This is a genomic window from Nonomuraea glycinis (genome assembly GCF_035920485.1).
Classification (GTDB): domain Bacteria; phylum Actinomycetota; class Actinomycetes; order Streptosporangiales; family Streptosporangiaceae; genus Nonomuraea; species Nonomuraea glycinis.
In genome coordinates this window covers 4,602,082-4,619,540 of the sequence record NZ_CP109166.1, presented here as the reverse complement: position 1 = coordinate 4,619,540, position 17,459 = coordinate 4,602,082, and the positions used below count along the sequence as shown (strand labels likewise).

General features: G+C 70.8%; 14 protein-coding genes. 11 read left to right on the top strand and 3 right to left on the bottom strand.

Annotation, left to right across the window (positions count from 1 at the left end; all coding sequences use genetic code 11):
- Positions 1 to 36: 36 nt before the first annotated feature.
- The 4 genes from OHA68_RS21890 (at position 37) to OHA68_RS21875 (ending at position 6,117) form a co-directional block, all read left to right on the top strand.
- On the top strand, positions 37 to 1,347 hold the full coding sequence (locus OHA68_RS21890; protein WP_327109296.1) for a PucR family transcriptional regulator: 1,311 nt from the start codon (positions 37 to 39) through the stop codon (positions 1,345 to 1,347).
- A gap of 40 nt (positions 1,348 to 1,387) precedes the next feature.
- On the top strand, positions 1,388 to 2,857 hold the full coding sequence (locus OHA68_RS21885; RefSeq protein WP_327109295.1) for a long-chain-fatty-acid--CoA ligase: 1,470 nt from the start codon (positions 1,388 to 1,390) through the stop codon (positions 2,855 to 2,857).
- A gap of 126 nt (positions 2,858 to 2,983) precedes the next feature.
- Positions 2,984 to 4,849 (top strand): CASTOR/POLLUX-related putative ion channel, encoded by a 1,866-nt coding sequence (locus OHA68_RS21880; protein ID WP_327109294.1) that lies wholly within the window; start codon positions 2,984 to 2,986, stop codon positions 4,847 to 4,849.
- A 41-nt stretch (positions 4,850 to 4,890) separates the two neighbouring features.
- Positions 4,891 to 6,117, top strand: a complete 1,227-nt coding sequence (locus tag OHA68_RS21875) for an acyl-CoA dehydrogenase family protein (RefSeq protein ID WP_327109293.1) — start codon at positions 4,891 to 4,893, stop codon at positions 6,115 to 6,117.
- A 43-nt stretch (positions 6,118 to 6,160) separates the two neighbouring features.
- On the opposite strand, the gene OHA68_RS21870 is transcribed toward OHA68_RS21875, so the two are convergent.
- Positions 6,161 to 6,406, bottom strand: a complete 246-nt coding sequence (locus OHA68_RS21870) for a hypothetical protein (protein ID WP_327109292.1) — start codon at positions 6,404 to 6,406, stop codon at positions 6,161 to 6,163.
- A gap of 105 nt (positions 6,407 to 6,511) precedes the next feature.
- Here OHA68_RS21870 and OHA68_RS21865 point away from each other — a divergent pair, with 105 nt between their 5' ends.
- A complete protein-coding gene (locus OHA68_RS21865; protein ID WP_327109291.1) occupies positions 6,512 to 6,772 on the top strand; it encodes a DUF4276 family protein in 261 nt (86 codons plus the stop codon).
- A gap of 109 nt (positions 6,773 to 6,881) precedes the next feature.
- Here OHA68_RS21865 and OHA68_RS21860 read toward each other — a convergent pair whose 3' ends face one another.
- Entirely contained in the window at positions 6,882 to 8,474 is a 1,593-nt protein-coding gene (locus OHA68_RS21860; protein WP_327109290.1) for a hypothetical protein, read from the bottom strand.
- Between the two features lie 245 nt (positions 8,475 to 8,719).
- Here OHA68_RS21860 and OHA68_RS21855 point away from each other — a divergent pair, with 245 nt between their 5' ends.
- Both OHA68_RS21855 and OHA68_RS21850 read left to right on the top strand, forming a co-directional pair.
- Positions 8,720 to 9,262, top strand: coding sequence for an ATP-binding protein (locus OHA68_RS21855; RefSeq protein WP_327109289.1), 543 nt, complete (start codon positions 8,720 to 8,722; stop codon positions 9,260 to 9,262).
- Complete coding sequence (locus tag OHA68_RS21850) at positions 9,232 to 9,459, top strand: hypothetical protein (protein WP_327109288.1); 228 nt, start codon at positions 9,232 to 9,234, stop codon at positions 9,457 to 9,459. Before OHA68_RS21855 ends, OHA68_RS21850 begins: the two co-directional genes overlap by 31 nt.
- A gap of 5 nt (positions 9,460 to 9,464) precedes the next feature.
- On the opposite strand, the gene OHA68_RS21845 is transcribed toward OHA68_RS21850, so the two are convergent.
- A complete protein-coding gene (locus OHA68_RS21845) occupies positions 9,465 to 11,183 on the bottom strand; it encodes a hypothetical protein (protein WP_327109287.1) in 1,719 nt (572 codons plus the stop codon).
- An 85-nt stretch (positions 11,184 to 11,268) separates the two neighbouring features.
- Here OHA68_RS21845 and OHA68_RS21840 point away from each other — a divergent pair, with 85 nt between their 5' ends.
- The 4 genes from OHA68_RS21840 to OHA68_RS21825 all read left to right on the top strand — a co-directional run bounded on the left by OHA68_RS21840 (position 11,269) and on the right by OHA68_RS21825 (position 17,459).
- Positions 11,269 to 11,727 carry a nucleotide triphosphate diphosphatase NUDT15 gene (locus OHA68_RS21840; protein ID WP_327109286.1) on the top strand — a complete coding sequence of 153 codons (459 nt, stop codon included), beginning with the start codon at positions 11,269 to 11,271 and terminating at the stop codon, positions 11,725 to 11,727.
- 32 nt (positions 11,728 to 11,759) lie between these two features.
- A complete protein-coding gene (locus tag OHA68_RS21835) occupies positions 11,760 to 12,473 on the top strand; it encodes a hypothetical protein (RefSeq protein WP_327109285.1) in 714 nt (237 codons plus the stop codon).
- Between the two features lie 54 nt (positions 12,474 to 12,527).
- Positions 12,528 to 13,676 carry a macrolide family glycosyltransferase gene (locus tag OHA68_RS21830; protein ID WP_327109540.1) on the top strand — a complete coding sequence of 383 codons (1,149 nt, stop codon included), beginning with the start codon at positions 12,528 to 12,530 and terminating at the stop codon, positions 13,674 to 13,676.
- Between the two features lie 99 nt (positions 13,677 to 13,775).
- The gene (locus tag OHA68_RS21825) at positions 13,776 to 17,459 is read left to right on the top strand and encodes an nSTAND1 domain-containing NTPase (RefSeq protein ID WP_327109284.1); all 3,684 of its coding nucleotides are present in this window, start codon (positions 13,776 to 13,778) and stop codon (positions 17,457 to 17,459) included.

Sequence of the window (17,459 nt, the reverse complement as noted above, 5' to 3'; positions counted from 1 at the left end):
GCATGGATCATCCCGGACATGTCCAGTGGTTCCAGCATGGAAACGTTCACTGGTGCGGCGCCCGTACGTGCCGAACGCGCGCGGATCCTCGCCGAGTTGCTCGCGGACCTCGACGGACTGGCGGCCACGGCGGTCGCCACGATGCGCACCGAGATCCCCGCCTACGCGGCGCGGGAGGAGGCGTTCCTGGCCGACGTGCGCGACCAGGTGGCGCGCCACTACCGCAGCAAGCTCGCCGTGCTGCTCGAAGACAGGACGGTGACCCTGGACGACATCGCCTTCGTCCGCCGGTCGGCGATGCGCCGGGCCCGCGCCGGGCTGGCCCTGGCCGACTACATCAACGCCTTCCGCGTCGGCCAGCAGGTCTTCTGGGAGTCGGTGCTCTCCCGGGCCGGCCACTCGCCCGCCGGGCACGAGGCCGCGCTCGCGCTGGCCGCCCCGCTGATGCGCTACTGCGACTTCGCCAGCACGCACGCCGCGAACGCGTACATGGAATTCCAGCAGTACGCGGCCGCGGAGGCGGTGCGGGAGAGCCGGGACCTGCTGGAGACGCTGCTGGCCGGCACGCTGCCGACGCGCGGGCCGCAGCTCGCGGCGGCGCAGGCGCACGGGCTCGCGCCGGACGCGCGCACCTCGGTGCTCGTGGTCGTCGCGGTCGTGCTCGGGCTGCGCGGCGCCGTGCCCCGCGGCCCCGACCGGGGCGCCGACGCCCGGCACGCGGCCTGCGCGGCCATCGCCAGGACCGGCGGGCACGGCGCGCGGACCCTGTCGGTGGTGCGGCAGTCGGAGATCGTCGCCGTCCCCGTGCTCGGCCAGGGCGGCGACCCCGGCGAGCTGTGCGACCGGCTGCAGGAGCTGCGCGAGACGCTGCTCGCGGAGGGGATCGTGCTGGCGATGGGCATCAGCACGGTCAGCACGGACCTCGCCCTGATCCCGCAGGCCTACCAGGAGGCCCGCGCGGTGCTGGACTTCCTGTCGGAGGACGGCGGCGTGGCCGCGCTCCCCCGGATCACCCCGTTCCAGTATCTGGCGCTGCGCGCCGACGACACCGCCCGCCACCTGGTCGATCCCCGGATCACCGCGCTGCTGGACGAGGACCGGGCCCGCGGCGGCGTGCTCACCGCCACCATCCGCGCCTTCGCCGCCGCCGACCTGAACCTGCGCACCGCCGCCGAGCGGCTGCAGATCCACCCCAACACGGCCCAGTACCGGCTGCGCCGCATCCAGGAGCGGACCGGGCGCAGCCTGCGCCGGATCGACGACCTCGTCGAACTGCTCGTGGCCATCGCACTGCAGGACTCGCTGCCCCCAGGCACAATCCGCGGCGGAAAAGACTGGCCACCGTGACCAATGAGGACTCCGGGATGCCGGACGTACGGTCAGTGCCATGAACCTCGCCGACCGGCTCCACTCCTCCGCCGAGCGACTCGGTGAACGGGCGGCGATCACGCTGGACGAAGCGGTGCTCACCTACGGCGCGCTGGAGCTGATGACGGCGCGGGTCGCCACCCTGCTGCGCCGGCGCGGCGTCGGCGTCGGCGACCGGGTGGCGGTCATGCTGCCGAACGTCCCCGAGTTCGCCGCCGTCTACTACGGGGTGCTGCGGATCGGGGCCGTGGTGGTCCCGATCGATCCGCTGCTGCGCAAACGCGAGATCGCCTCGTACGTGATGGACTGCGGGGCCAGGCTGCTGATCGCCTGGCACGCGTTCGCGGAGGCCGCCGAGGCGGGGACGGCCGGCACCCGTACCGACTGCTTCTTCGTGGTCCCCGACGAGTTCCGCAGGCTGCTGCGCGGTCTGCCCGCCGAGGCCGAGGTCACCCCCAGGGCCGACGGTGACACGGCGGTCATCCACTACACCGCCGGCACCACCGGCCGGGCCAAGGGCATCGAGCTGACCCACGGCAACCTCGGTGGCAACGCCGCGACCGTGGCCCGCATGCACGCGCTCGGCGTGGACGACGTGGTGCTCGGCGCGCTGCCGCTCTACCACTCCTTCGGGCAGACGTGCTCGCTCAACGCCACCGTGCACGCCGGCGCGCGGCTCACGCTGATGCGCCGCTTCGACGCGAGCCGGGCCCTGGAGGTCATGCGGCGCGACGGCGTCACGGTCTTCCAGGGCGTGCCCACCATGTACATCGCGCTGCTGGACCATCCGGGGGCCTCGGACCTGTCACTGCTGCGGGTGTGCGTCTCCGGCGGCGCGCCGCTGCCGCTGGACGTGCTGCGCGCCTTCGAGGTCCGCTTCGGCTGCCCGATCGTGGAGGGGTACGGCCTGAGCGAGACCTCCGCGGTGGCCGCCACCAACCGCAGCGGCGACGGCCGCCGGGCGGGCTCGGTCGGCTGGCCGGTCCGGGGCATCGAGATGCGGGTGGTGGACGAGGCCGGCGGCGAGGTGCCGTACGGCGAGATCGGCGAGATCGTCATCCGGGGGCCGAACGTGATGAAGGGCTACTGGAACAACCCGGCCGCGACCGCCGAGGCCATCCGCGACGGCTGGTTCCATACCGGCGACCTCGGCAGGGTGGACGGCGACGGCTTCTTCTTCCTGGTCGACCGCCGCCGCGACGTGATCATCCGGGGTGGGTACACGGTCTATCCGCGCGAGGTGGAGGAGGTGCTGTACGAGCATCCCGCCGTACGGCAGGCGGCGGTCATCGGCGTGCCCCATCCGGAGCTCGGGGAGGAGATCGCGGCCGTGGTGTCCCTGCGGGGGGCGGTCGGGGCCGACGAGCTGCGCGCCTTCGTCCGGGAGCGGGTGGCGGCCTACAAGTATCCCCGGCGCATCTCCTTCGCCGACGAGCTGCCGGTCAGCCCGACGGGCAAGATCCTCAAGCGCGCCATCACCATGCACTGAGGTGCCCGGGTTCTCGGTGAGCCGTCGTCCGAACGATGGGGAGGAACTGTCGCCGGACGGCCGTAAGATCACCCGAGACAATATGACATCGGGTCAGATTTCTCCTTACGCGGAGGTATCAAGGAAGTGGCGAAGGTCACGCTCGGTGAGCGGGCGCGTTACTGGTTCGACAACACGATGTCCAGGGGCACCGCGTCGCTGATCGGCTGGCTGGCGGTGGTGTCGCTGGGTCTGATCGTCATGGTGGCGGCGCTCACGCTGTGGCTGGCGCCCAACGAGCCCGAGGGCGTGGCCCACGCGGGTGAAGTGCTCTGGATCGCGCTCATGCACGCGCTCACCCCGAGCCGAGTGGCCAGCGACAAGGGCTCGGTGGCGTACATGCTCGTGATGTTCGCCGGCTCGCTGGGCGGGTTGTTCATTGTGAGCATGCTCGTCGGGCTGCTGTCGAACGGCTTGAAGCAAAAGGTGGACCGCCTGCGCAGGGGACGGTCGGTGATCGTGGAGTCCGGGCACACGGTGGTGCTCGGCTGGTCCGACCAGGTGTTCACGATCGTGGCCGAACTCGTCAAGGCGAAGGCCAGCCAGAAGGGCTCGGTCATCGCGATCCTGGCCGACCGCGACAAGCTGGCCATGGAGGAGGACATCCGCGAGCACGTCGGCGACCTCGGCAGGACCCGGCTGGTCTGCCGCACCGGACGGCCCACCGAGCCGCACGACCTCGCGCTGCTGAACCTGGCGGCGGCCCACTCCGTCGTCGTGCTCTCGCCCGGGGGCGAGGACCCGGACGCGCACGTCATCAAGATCCTGCTCGCGCTGGCCAAACGCGACGGCGTCCACCCGCCCGTGGTGGTCGGTCTCACCTCCAGCCGCAACGCCGCCGCCGCCCGCCTGGCCGGCGGCCCGGACGTGCACCTGGTCGACTCCGACGACACCGCCTCGCGGCTCATCGTGCAGTCCTCCCGCCAGTCAGGCATGTCCGTCGTCTGCATGGACCTGCTCAACTTCGACGGCGGCGAGATCTACCTGCGCACCCCGAAGAAGCTCGTGGGAGTCACGTACGGGGAGGCGCTGCACGCGTACCAGACCGCCTCCGTGATCGGCCTGCGCCGGCCGTCCGGCGTCGTGCTGAACCCGGCCATGGACACCGTCATCAACGCCGACGACCAGGTCGTCGTCATCGCGCACGACGACTCGCACGTCCGCCTGGCGACCGGCGAGCCGTCCGTGGACGAGTCCGCCATGGTCGCGGCCGGGAAGGCGCCCGCGGAGCCGGAGCGCACGCTGCTGCTCAACTGGAACGGCCGGGCCGAGCAGATCATCCGCTACCTCGACGGCTATGTCGCACCCGGCTCGGTCCTGGAGATCTCCACCGACCACCCCAAGGCCGGGGCGAACCTCGCCGGGCTGCGCAACCTCGTCGTGAACGTCAAGGACTGCGACACCACCGACCGGTTCGCCCTGGAGGCGCTCGGCGTCGGCCTCTTCCAGCACGTCATCGTGCTGTCCGACGACCGCTTCGAGGCCCGGCACGCCGACACGCGCACGCTCATGACGCTGCTGCAGTTACGCGACATGCAGAGCGTGCTGGGCGAGCACTACTCGATCGTCAGCGAGATGCACGACGAGAGCAACCGCGCCCTGGCCGAGGTCACCGAGGCCGACGACATCGTCATCAGCGACACCGTCATCGGCCTGCTGCTGGCCCAGCTCGCCGAGAACCGGCACCTGGCGGACGTGTTCGGCTATCTCTTCGACTCGCGCGGCTCGGAGATCTACCCGCGCCCGGCCGGCGGCTATGTGAAGACGGGCACGAAGGTGTCGTTCTCCACGGTCGTGGAGTCGGCGCGGCGTCAGGGCGAGACGGCCATCGGCTACCGCGACGCCGGCGCCCGCAACGACCCGCCGCACTACGGCATCGTCCTGAACCCCAGCAAGACGGACCCGATCGTCCTGGGGGAACACGACTCGGTGATCGTCCTCGCCGAACACTGAGCCCGCTCTTGAGGTGGACCCGCTACGGAAAAGGGGCATTTATGGCCATCGACTTCACTCTGGCTCCGGAGCATGAGGAGATCCGCCGGCGGGTCCGTACGTTCATCCAGGAGGTGGTGATCCCCGCGAGCGCGGAGCTGAGCGCCGAGGGCGACCGGGACGGTTACCTGCGCGGCATCTTCGCGCTCCGCGAGCGGGCCAGGGCCGAGGGACTGTGGCTGCCGCACATGCCCGAGGAGTGGGGCGGCATGGGCCTGGGGCACGTGGAGCTGGCCATGGTGCAGTCCGAGGCGGCCAAGACCCGGCTCGGGCCCTGGGTGCTCAACTGCAGCGCCCCCGACGAGGGCAACATGCACACCCTGCTGCACTGGGCGAACGACGAGCAGAAGGAGCGCTATCTGCGCCCCCTGCTGGACGGTGTGCGGATGTCCTGCTTCGCGATGACCGAGCCCGAGGTGGCCGGCTCCGACCCGACCCTCATCCGCACCCAGGCCGTCCAGGACGGCGACGAGTGGGTGATCAACGGCCACAAGTGGTTCATCTCGAACGCCCGCCGGGCCAGTTTCGCCATCCTCATCGCCAGGACCGAGCTCGACGTGCCGGAGGGCGCCCGGGGCGCGAACACCGCCTTCCTCATCGACCTGCCGCAGGAGGGCTGGAACGACGTCCGCGAGGTCGAGACCATGCACGGCTCGACCGGCCACAGCGAGATCGTCATCACCGACCTGCGCGTCCCTGACAGCCAGGTCCTCGGCGGCCGCGGCAACGGCCACCGCCTCGGCCAGTACCGCCTGGGCCCGGCCCGGCTGGCCCACTGCATGCGCTGGATCTCCCAGGCGGAGACTGCCCTGGACATGATGGTCGACCGCGCCCTCAACCGCTACAGCCACGGCTCGCTGCTGGCGGAGAAGCAGGGCATCCAATGGCTCATCGCCGACTCCGCCATGGAGCTCTACCAGTGCAAACTCATGGTCCTGCACGCCGCATCCAAAATCGACAAGGGTGAGGACTTCCGCACCGAGGTCTCCATGGCCAAACACTTCGTCGCCAACAGCCTCAACCGCATCATCGACCGCGCCATCCAGGTGCACGGCGCCCTGGGCTACTCCACGGACACGCCACTGGCGAACATGATGCAGCACGCCCGCTGGGCCCGCTTCGCCGACGGCGCCGACGAGATCCACCAGATGCGCATCGCCGAACGCACCATAGCCGCCTACCAGGCCACCGGCTCCACCAACGCCGCCACCGGCGGCCTCCCCCTCTGACGATCGGCACCTCACAGCAGAATTCGGCGCCCTTCACCGGACTCTACAAAAAGAACGTCACCACAATGAAAATGCCAAAAATAGCAACCCAGGAAAGCCAGCCCAAAAAAATCTCCCGATATCCATCTTGAGCCATTCCCACCACCCCCACGACGGCAAGCACAAAGCAGGCCACGGGAGCGCCTAAATACAATCCGAGAGAAAAGCTCGTAAAAACTACAATGGCCAGGGAGGCAACAAAGGACATATAAAATCCAAGAGTTACTTTTGCGACCCTTGTGACAATCATTCACACTCCTCTGCTTCGGTATCTAAGTCACATTGGAGCATATGGGCGATCATCCTTGACCACCCACTGTCCCAGCGCGTCAATCAGCCCGCACCGAACATCCCGTTGGCCTGCGGATCCAAGCTGTTGCAGGTACGCGGCACCGCCTGCTGCCGCACCCCGAGCGTGAACGTCAGCAACGGCGAAACCGCCGTCGAAGACACCGCCCCCTCCAAGCGGCTCCTGCGCCTCTACCCGCGCTACCGCAAGACGTCCGACGGCCCACTCGTCATCGCCGAGATCGGCATCGACGCCATCAGAAAAGACTGTCCCCATGCCGACGCCTGGCTCACCGCTGTCAATACAGGTCTCACGAGGCAGCGGTGACAAGGCGATCCGCAAATTCATTTCGACATATCACCTCAAGTGTTGAACGATCACTATGAGTGGATGTGTCAGGGTAGATCGTCTTAACGCTTCGGGGAGAGCCCCCGACTCAAGCCTTGGTTCCTGGCCTCGTCGGGGTGAGGCCGCAGGATCGCAGGGTCTCGTCCAACCGGCGCACGTAGGTGGTGGCCGCCCAGGGCTCCAGCCGGGCCCGCGCCTGGTCGATCTCGCCGACGAGCCGGGCCGAGCTGTGCTGCCTGGTGATGTGGGCGGCCTCGGTGAGTCTGGCCGCCGCCTCGGGGATCTCCTTGGCCAGGGTCATGGCGCTGGAGTATCGGGCGAGCACCAGCCCATGCTCTCTCCTGAACTTCGAGTCATGCTCGGCCAGATAGCGCTCGGCCGCTTTCAGGGCGTCTCTGGGCTGATTCAGCTGGATCAGCAAGGCGGACCTTCTCGATTCCACCGCAGCCGGCGAGACCCAGGACAGAAACGCCGGTTCGTTGTCCTTCGGCGCCCCTGCCGACCCGCGCGCGTTCTCATGTGCGCGGGCGCTCTCCGCGGCTTCACCCTTGGCGGCGTGGGCGAGCGACAGCAGCGATTGGTGGAGTGGGACCAGAAGCTTGCTCGGGGATCGGGCGGCCCAGCTCTCCAGGGCGAAGGCATGGTCGAAGACGGCGGCAGTCCGGTTCTGATCGGCCGCCACCCTCCCCAGCCAGTAGTGCATGTAGCCGATCAGGGTCGAGTCGCCGAGGTCGAGTGCCGCGCGCAGCCCGTCGCGCAGCGATTGCTCGGCCGTCGGATGATCGAGCAGGTCGTAGGCGAGGTAACCGGCCAACTGCGACAACTGCGCATGCGTATCGAGCAACCGGTCGCGGAGGCAGGACGCCATCGACTCGCGTGCGAGGAGCCTTCCCACTGCCGCTCGCTGAGCGTTGACCACCGGTAGCAGCGTGGCAGGGCCGGACAGTTCGTCAGCCCGCCGTGCGTGCGACACCAGCTTCTCGAAGGTTCGTATGCCGGTCTCGTCGATCCGCCAGGTGCTGCGGAGCATTCCGGACAGCCGCTCCTCTTCGTCAGGGGTGAGGATGCGCAGCAGGCCGAGCGCTTGGCTGCCGCCGAAGACCAGGGCCAGTTCGAAGAGCAGTTCCCGTCGTTTCACGTCGGTCTCCTCGATGTCGATGGCGCGCAGCAACCGCACGCACGCCGGCGCGTCCCATGCTGTCCTGCCCGAGGAGGTGAGTCCCGCATCGGTCTCCGGGGTGACACGATTGTCGCGATCCGGCCGGGTGGGCTGGTTGATGTCGAGATGACGGAAGTCCGCGTCGCTGATCAGGGTGCGATCGGCGGCGTCGTACGAGGCCATGACCTCGGCGGACAGCAGACTCCGGGATGCGGTCTGATAGATCTCGGCCAAAGTGGCGAGCAGCCGGGCCGGTGGTCGGCGACCCGTTTGCGCCCAGCCTTCGTAGTCGTACAGGCGTGAATCGCGCAGGGCGGCGGTGCCCGCCGGGTCGGCGTCGTTGACCAGGGCCACCACGTCGGCCCCCGTGCGACCGTGCGCCAGCCGATACAGCCGCAACGGGCTCACCTCGTGCGTGAGCGCGAGCACCTCGGCGATCTGATCCCAGGTGAAACCCTTCTCACGAAGTCGCTTGCTCCAAGAGCGAGCCTGCAGCAGCGCTCGATAGCTTTCGCCGGACATCCACCCCACCTCCATCCCTGAATCCTCCACTCACAGTAAAGGAATGATGACGCTCCGAGATGATGAAAGGGCTGGGATTCCAGCCGGCAGCGGGGCCAGATCACGGCTATGGGCAGATTCGAGCAGTTCAGCAGCGGTGTCCGCTGGGTACCCCGTGGAGATGGGGTGGGGATCCACCTGGTGCGGCGGACGGGACAACGTAGGGACCAGAAGTCGAACCCCTATGTGTCCACGGAGAGCCACCAGTGCACAACATCACCGAACGGGCGAACGTACCCCTGCTCATCCCCCGGCAGCACGAGCAGGACCCGAGCCCGAGCCCGTGCGGCCAGTCTGGCCCGTCCGGCCCGGTCCTCCGCGAGCACATCGACGCGATGATCGACCTCCATCCCGGCGGCCTGACCTGGCGACGCACCTTCCCCGGCACCCTCGACCAGGTCCCACGCGCCCGCCACTTCACCCGCTACCTGCTGGCCGACTCCGACCACCGCCACGACGCCGAGTTGATCGCCGGCGAACTCGCCGCGAACGCCGTCCGGCACACCGCCAGCGGCCGCCCCAAGGGAACCTTCATCGTCGAGCTCACTCGTACGACGGCCACGACCACCATCGCGGTCTACGACTGCGGCTGGGGCGGCGTCCCCCGTTTCGGCAGGCTCTTCGGGATAGACGCGGAGTGCGGCCGAGGGCTCGCCATCGTCGCCGCACTCGCCGACCAGTTCGGGTACGAAGGCAACGAGGAGATAGGGCACCAGGTATGGGCGCGCATGGTCCAGCCCAGCGGCTGATCAGAAGGAAGCACATCGGCGAACGCGAGTTCTCCGCCTTCATCACCGCCACGGCCGAGCGCGAGCTACGCGGCCAGATCCTGGACGACTACCTGGCGGACCACGAACGCCGCAAAGGCCCGATCTCGAAGCGGGCGCAGGACCGGGCCCGCCAGATCTTCGACGAGGCGTTCGCGGACTACGCAAAGGACGACTGAACGGATCAGGAGGTTTTGCCGGGGCGGTGATCGACGACGTGGTCGCTGCGGCCCGGGTAGGACATGATGAGCAGCCGCGAGGCGCCCTCTCCCTCCCCTTTCCAGAGGATCTGGCTCAGGTGGACGCGGATCCGGTAGTGGCCCTTGCCGTGGGCGGCGAGGTCCGGGAGCGGGGCGCTGCCCAGCCCGTCGCTCAGGACGATGCTGCCGTCCGGGCTGTGGTAGCCGACCTCGACGACATGTGCCCAGCCCTTGGTCTCCATCGGCGGGCGGCGGGCGTACGTCTCGATGGTGACGCAGGAGCGCAGGGAGGTGCTGGCGAAGACGATGAGGTGGCCGGAGGCGGAGGCGACCAGGTCGTTCTCCTGCGCGCGGTCCATCAGGTCGTCCTCGAAGGGGTCTACCTCGGCTCCCTCTTCGTACGCCTGAAGGGGCAGTTCCGGCCAGATGGGACTCTTCACCACCGTCGCCTTCACGGGCTTGATCAGGGGGCGATGGCGGGGCACCTTGGCGCATTTGCGCTGCTCTGCCGCCTCCCAGGCCAGCAGCTCGCGCTCCTCGGCCTCGGCCGCCGCCTTCAGCGTGGCGGCGGCGCGGGGGCAGATGCTCGTCAGGAGGGTCGCCAGGTCCGCCGGGTCCAGACCGTCGCTCTCGCGGAGCCCGGCCAGCTCACGCGGGTCGGCGCGGGTGTAGACGCCGCACAGGCGGTGCCCGTGGACGATCAGCAGGCCGTCCGGCATGCCCTGCGCGAACGACGGCTTGCCTGATGTGCGCACCTCGCACACGAACGCCCGCTCACTGGTCATCGCCGGAACCGAGGGGTCCCACCGCCGGGCCTCTTCCGCCCGCTCGCAGACTCTTGCCGTGGTGACGGGCCCGGGCGCGTGGTCCGACACCGGGAGGAGGATGAGCACCGCGATCGCGACCGTACCGGCGAGCGCCGACCTTACCGGTCCGTGAAGGCCGCGTCCGGACGCTGGCTCCTCCCGCCGGGTCCCGAGCTCGTGCGCGGTACGGGCCACCCATACCAACCCGAACACCTCGATCGCCTGGTTACCGATCGAGAACCAGTAGAAGGCGGTAAGGCCGGCCGGGGCGAGGAGGGAAAAAGCCGCCGAAAAGAAGAAATCCGCGACCAGCACCGCTCCCGACCACACCGTGGCCCGGCTCCACCGGCCGTCCCCCGCCTGGGCGGCCAGCGTCAGCACCATCCAGACGAGCCACGGCACCCCGAACAGACGGAGTGAGCCGACGTCGAACACCATGGTCGCGAGCCCGGTCACCGGAACGCACACCCCCGCCACCAGCGCGAACGTCCGCACCGCCGTCGAGGCCCGGTTGAGCACCCGGTAGAGCAACACCACCAGAGCCACCCCCAGGGCGTCCTCCAGGAGGTCGACCCACCACGGCGAGGGGACGAACTCGAAGACCAGCGACACGTACAGGACGGCCCGCAGGAGGCGGGCGTCCCTGGCCGGCTCGACCTTTCCCCTCATGGACCGCCCACGCAGGATCTGCCACAGCCCCCAGCCCTGCAACACCCCCAGTGCCACCATCGGCAGCACCGTCGCCCACCCGCCAGGGCCGTCGCCGACGACACCGGTGGGGAGCCAGAGGTGGCCGACGTCATCGCTCACCACGGCGACGGCAGCCGACACGATGACCGCGGCGACGTATCCCCCGGCCACCACGGCGGCGACCCAGCCGAACCTGTAGCGGCGCATCGGTCACTTCCTCGCATTCCGGGCAGGGGGCGCCCCACCCTAGCGAAGATCAAGTCCTACACTGGCGCCGTACGGAGGAGGGTGGATGGGGATCATCGGAGTGGGGGTCGTGCTGACGGACCCGCAGGGGCGGATTCTGCTGGGCGAGCGGATCAAGGCCGGTGAGGAGCCGTCCTGGTGCCTGCCGGGCGGCGCGGTGGAGCCGGGCGAGACCTTCGAGGCCGCCGCCGTACGCGAGCTGGAGGAAGAGACCGGCATCGGGGACGGCGGCCCGCCGAGGGTGACGGCGGTGATCATCGACCACCCCGACGGCGTCGTACGGGTTACGGCAGCGGTGGTCATGGACACCGGCCGACGGCAGGACAGCGAGCCGCAGTCCGTACCTCATACGAACGAGTCCGGCAGTCGGCCGCGCGTGACCGAGCCGGAGGTGTTCCGGTCGTGGCGCTGGTTCGGTCCGGACGAGTTGCCCGCGCCGCTGTTCGCCGCGACCGCCCAGGTGCTGGAGGCCGTGCCGGCGACCCGGTACCGGGTGGTGAGCTGAACCGGCCGCTCGCGCCGTACGTCAGTCAGGTCATGACAGTTCGGATATTCGCCGCGCTCGCGCTGGTGGTGGCCTTTCTGACGGTCGGTGGCGTCGGTACGGCGTTCGCCTGCTCCTGCGCTGACCGCACGCCCCAGGAGCGGATGCGGGACGCCGACGCCGTCTTCACCGCGACTGCCGCGAGCGTCCGGGTCGACGAGAAGATGCTGGACGGCGGCCAGGTCACCGCTGCCCTCCACGTCGACCACGTCTACAAGGGCGCTTCTAGCCGCGAGATCGAGGTGGTCACCCAGGCGCAGTCAGCCGCCTGTGGTTTCGACTTCGTCGTCGGCAGGCGTTATCTGATCTTCGCCAGGAGCGCCGAGGCCGGCCTGACCACCACGCTCTGCTCGGGCAACAGGGACGTGCCGGCCGGCGACCGGCCGCTGCGCCCTTCGGCGCAGACCGACGGGTTCGCGCCGCTCGAACCCGAGCTGATCACCGCCCTGGGCACCCCGCGCCGGCCCGACCCCACCCAGCGGCCGGACGACACACCGACCGCCACCGCCACCCAGCGGCCGGAAAGCACTCCGACCGCCACCGTACGACCGGACAGCACCCCGGCCGCTGCCCTCCGACCGGACAACACTCCGGCGGGTGAGCAGGGCTCGGGCGGCACGGCGGCGCTGGTCGGCCTGGTCGTGGTGGCGGTCGTACTGATGACAGGTCTGGGGTGGACGATCAGGAGGTTCCGGCGCGCGGGCTAAAATCGCAGCATCCCGCAGACCCGAAACGAGTGATCCGCCGTGTCCCATATCGCGATGGTGGGCATCCCCGCCATCAGCCACATCCTGCCCAGTCTGGAGATCATCCGGGAATTGGTGGCGCGCGGCCACCGGGTGACGTACGCCAACGACCCGAGGGTGGCCGACGTGATCACGGCCACCGGCGCCGAGCTGGTCCCGTACACCTCGACGCTGCCCGTCACCGACGACGACTGGCCGGAGGACCCCATCGCCGCGATGGGCGTCTTCCTTGAGGACAACATCCAGCGGTTCCCCGGCTTGAAGGCCGTGTACGACGACGACCCCGCCGACCTCTACCTGTACGACATCGGCGGGTACGCGGGCCGGGCCCTCGCCGAGTCGCAGGGCAGGCCCGTGGTGCAGCTCTCCCCCTCGATGGTGGCCTGGAAGGGTTACGAGGAGGAGGTCGCCGCTCAGATATGGGCGTTGCCGGGCGCCTCGGCGTACCGGGCGAGATTCGCCGAGTGGCTGGTCGAGGCCGGGGCCACGACCACGGACATGGACCGCTTCTCCGGCCACCCCCCGCGCTGCCTGGCCACGATCCCCCGTGCCATGCAGCCGCACGCCGATCAGGTGGATCCGGACGTGGTGTCGTTCGTCGGCCCGTGTTTCGGCCCGCGGACGGACCAGGGCGGCTGGACCCGTCCGGACGGCGCCGCGAACGTGCTGCTGATCTCGCTCGGCTCGACCTACACGCGGCAGCCGGAGTTCTACCGCAACTGCCTGGCCGCGTTCGGCGACCTGCCCGGCTGGCACGTGGTGCTGCAGATCGGCAAGCACACCCCGGTGGCGGAGCTGGGCGACATCCCGGCCAACGTCGAGGTGCACTCCTGGGTGCCGCAGCTCGCGATCCTGGAGCAGGCGGACGCGTTCGTCACGCACGCGGGGATGGGCGGCAGCAGCGAGGGGCTGTCCACCGGCGTGCCGATGATCGCCGTACCGCAGGGCGTTGACCAGTTCATGAACGCCGATCGCCTGGTGGAGCTGGGCGTGGCCCGCCGCCTCGACACCGCCGACGCGACCGCGGAGGCGCTGCGGTCGGCGCTGCTGGAGCTCACCACCGACCCGGAGGTGGCCGGCCGCTCGGCGCGGCTGCGCGCCGAGGCGCGGGCCGAGGGCGGCACCACCCGCGCCGCCGACCTCCTGGAGGCCGTGATCGCCTGAAAAGCGAAGCTGACTCGCGGAGCCGAAACGCCAACCGACATATCAGGACAAGCCCGTACGCTGGTGTAACTCTTCCCATGGTCATGCCGACATGCAGATGTGCCCGAGCCCCACGACCCGGAGCCGCGGCGGATCCGGACCCGCCGCGACTTCGCCGACGAGCTGACCCTGCTGCGCGAACGTGCCGGGCTGACCGTCCGCCAGGTGGCGGCCCAGGTGGGCGTCCAGGGCGCGCACAGCACGATCGGTGACTGGTTCGCCGGGCGAGGGCTGCCGTCCCCCAGCTCTCGTGAGCTGCTGTTCCAGGTGCTGCACGTCTGCGGGGAGAACGACCCGGCACGGCTCGACGACTGGCTGACCGGCTGGCGGCAGGCCCGGCGCGGCCGTGACGCCCGCCGGACCGGCACCTCGCCGTACCTCGGCCTGGCCGCCTTCCAGCCGGAGAACGCCGCCTGGTTCTTCGGCCGCGCCGACCTGACCGAGAGCCTGGTCGCCCGGGTGCACGCGCTTCGCGAGCGCGGCGGCGGCATCCAGGTCGTGGTCGGCCCGTCAGGATCCGGCAAGTCCTCGCTGATCGGCGCCGGTCTGCTCGCCGAGCTAAAGCTGGAGCTGGGGCCGGGGCCGGGGCCGGGGCCGGGGCTGGGGGTGGTCCGGACGCCGGGGGCCGAGCCCATGAAGGCGCTCACCGGCCTGGAGGGCCCGGTGATCGTGTTCGACCAGTTCGAGGAGCTGTTCACCCTGTGCCAGGACGAGAGCGAGCAGCGCGGCTTCGTCGCCGCGGTGCACTCCCTGTCCCGGCGTCACGTCGTCGTGCTCGGGCTGCGCTCCGACTTCTACACCCAGGCGCTGAGCCACCCGGAGCTGGTCGCGGCCATCACCGAGGGGCAGCTCACGGTGGGGCCCATGGGCGAGGCGGATCTGCGGGCGGCCATCACCGAACCGGCCCGCAAGGCGGGGCTCGACCTCGAAGCGGGCCTGGTGGACCTGATCCTGAAGGACCTGGTCCCGGCGGCGGGCGCGCTGCCGCTGCTGTCGCACGCGTTGTACGCCACCTGGCGGCACGGCCGAGGCTCGACCCTGGCCATCGTCGACTACCAGGCGGCCGGTGGCATCGGCGGCGCGATCGCGGTCAGCGCCGACACCGCCTGCGCCGAGCTGACCGAGCCGCAGCGGGCGCTGGCCCGGCGGCTGCTGCTGCAGTTGGTGCACGTGGCCGAGGACACCGCCGACACCCGCCGCCGCGTGGCCAGGCACCTGATGCCCGAAGGCGCGGAGGAGGTTCTGGGCCGCTTCATCGCCCAGCGCCTGCTCACCGCCGACGACGGGATCGTCGAGATCAGCCATGAGGCCCTGCTCACCGCCTGGCCGCTGCTGCGTTCATGGCTGCGGGAGGACCGGGCGGCGCTCCTGGCCGGTCGGCGGCTCGCCGCGGACGCCGCCGCCTGGCAGCGAGAGGGACGCGACCCGGCCTCGCTCTACCGAGGCACCCGGCTGGCCGCGGCCCGGGAGTGGAGCGCGACGACGAGTCACCCGCCCGGCTCGCTCGCCGCCGAGTTCCTCGACGCCTCCGCCGCTCTGGCGCACCGGCAGGACGAAGCCGCCCGCGCCGGCGCCCGCAGGCTCAAACGGCTGCTGGCCGGCCTGGCCGTACTGCTGGTGCTGGCCTGCCTCAGCGGGATCGCCGCGCTCGACTCCGCCACGACCGCCCGCGAGGAGCGCGACATCGCGCTGTCCCGGCAGATCGCCCAGCAGGCGTCCACCGTCCGGGCCGCCGACCCGGCGCTGGCCGCCCGGCTCGCGCGGGCCGCCTACGCGCTGTCGCCCACCAGGGAGGCGCGCGGTGAGCTGCTCAGCGCCTTCGGGATGCCGTTCAACATCCGCGTGAGCGGTCACACCGACTACGTGCACGACATCGAGTACGCCCCGGGCGGCCGGATCCTGGCCAGCGCGGGCAAGGACCGGACCGTGCGGCTGTGGGACCTGACCGTTGCGCACCGGCCACGGCCGCTCGCCGTGCTCACCGGGCACACGGGCGAGGTCGTCGCGCTCGCCTTCAGCCCGGACGGGCGGACGCTGGCCGGCTCCGGCACCGACGGCACCATCCGCCTGTGGGACGTGGCCACCGCCCGGCCGGTGATGACGCTGCCCGGCGGCGGCGCGGTCCACGCGCTGGCCTTCAGCCCGGACGGGCGCCTGCTGGCCGGCGGGCACGCCGACGGCGTCATCTCGGTGCGAGAGGCGGCCACGGGCCGGCCGGTGGCCACGCTACGCGGGCACCGGGGCCCGGTCCGGCGGCTCGCGGTGCACGGCCACCTCCTGGCCAGCGCCGGACACGACGGCACGGCCCGGCTGTGGGACCTGGCCCGTCTCCGCCCGCTGACCACGCTGAACGGCCACACGGGCAAGGTCATGGCGGTCGCGTTCAGCCCGGACGGCCGGCGCCTGGTCACCGCGGGCGAGGACGGCACGCCCCGGCTGTGGAAGGTCGCCGAGCCCCTGCGCCCACGGCTCCAGGCCAGACTGACCGGCCACCGGGGGGTGGTGTACGGAGCCGCGTTCGCGCCGGACGGACGGACCGTCGCCACCGCGGGCGACGACAACACCGCCCGCGTCTGGGACGCCGCCGACGGCCGGCCGCTCCAGGTGCTCAGCCCGCACCCGGGAGCGCCGATCGACACCGGGACGGTGTCCGACGTCGCCTTCAGCCCGGACGGGCACACCCTCGCGACCGGCTCCTACGACCACCTGCTCCGGCTGTGGGACTTTCCCGGCACCGCCCTGCTGAGCGTCGGGCGCACCCGCCCGATCTGGGCCGCGCCCGACGGCCGTACCGTGGTGACCGGGAACGGGGACCGAGTCGTGCGCTGGGACCTCAGCGATCCCCACCACCCGGTGGGCCGGATGCTCGCCGGCACCGAGGGGCTGGCCAAGCTGTCCGCCGACGGATCGCTCATGGTCACCGCGGCCACGGGCGGCCGGATCCGGCTGTGGAGCCTCTCCGGGGCCGCTCCCCGGCTCCTGGCGACCATGAAAGGCGCCGCGACCCCGCCGGACAGCGCCGAGTTCAGCGCCGACCGGCGGGTGCTCACCGTCACCGCCACCCGCGACTACGTGATCCGGACCTGGGACATCAGCGATCCCGCCCACCCCCGGGCGACCGAGCCGCTCACCGGCCACACCGGCTTCGTCAACGCCCTCGCCTTCGCCCCCTCCGGACGCCTGCTCGCCTCGTTCGGGTACGACCGGACCGCCCGGCTGTGGGATCTCACCGATCCGGGCAGGCCCGTACCGGTGGCCGTGCTGCGCGGTCACGGCAACGCCGTGTACAACGGCGCGTTCAACCCGGACGCCACGATCCTGGCCACGGTCGGCCAGGACACCACGGTGCGCCTGTGGGACGTCGCCCGCCCCGCGCGACCGGCCTCCCTGGCGGTCCTGAACGGCCATGGCAACTACGTCGACTCGCTCGCCTTCCGTAGCGACGGCCAGCTGCTCGCGACCGGGGGCGGGGAGTCCGCCGTGCACCTCTGGGACGTCACCGACCCGCGCGCCCCTGCCCGCTGGGCGACCCTCACCGGCGGCGACGGCCCGCGGGTCGGGCTGCTGTTCGCGGGCCGCCTGCTGATCGGCGGCGGCGCCGACCGACCCGCCCAGGTGTGGAGCACCGATCCGGCCCGCGCCGACGCGGACGTCTGTGCCAGGGCGCATCCGGCCCTGACCCCCGAGCAGTGGGCGAGCTCCTTCCCCGGCGTCGATCGGGAGCCGCGCTGCCCCCAGAAGTGA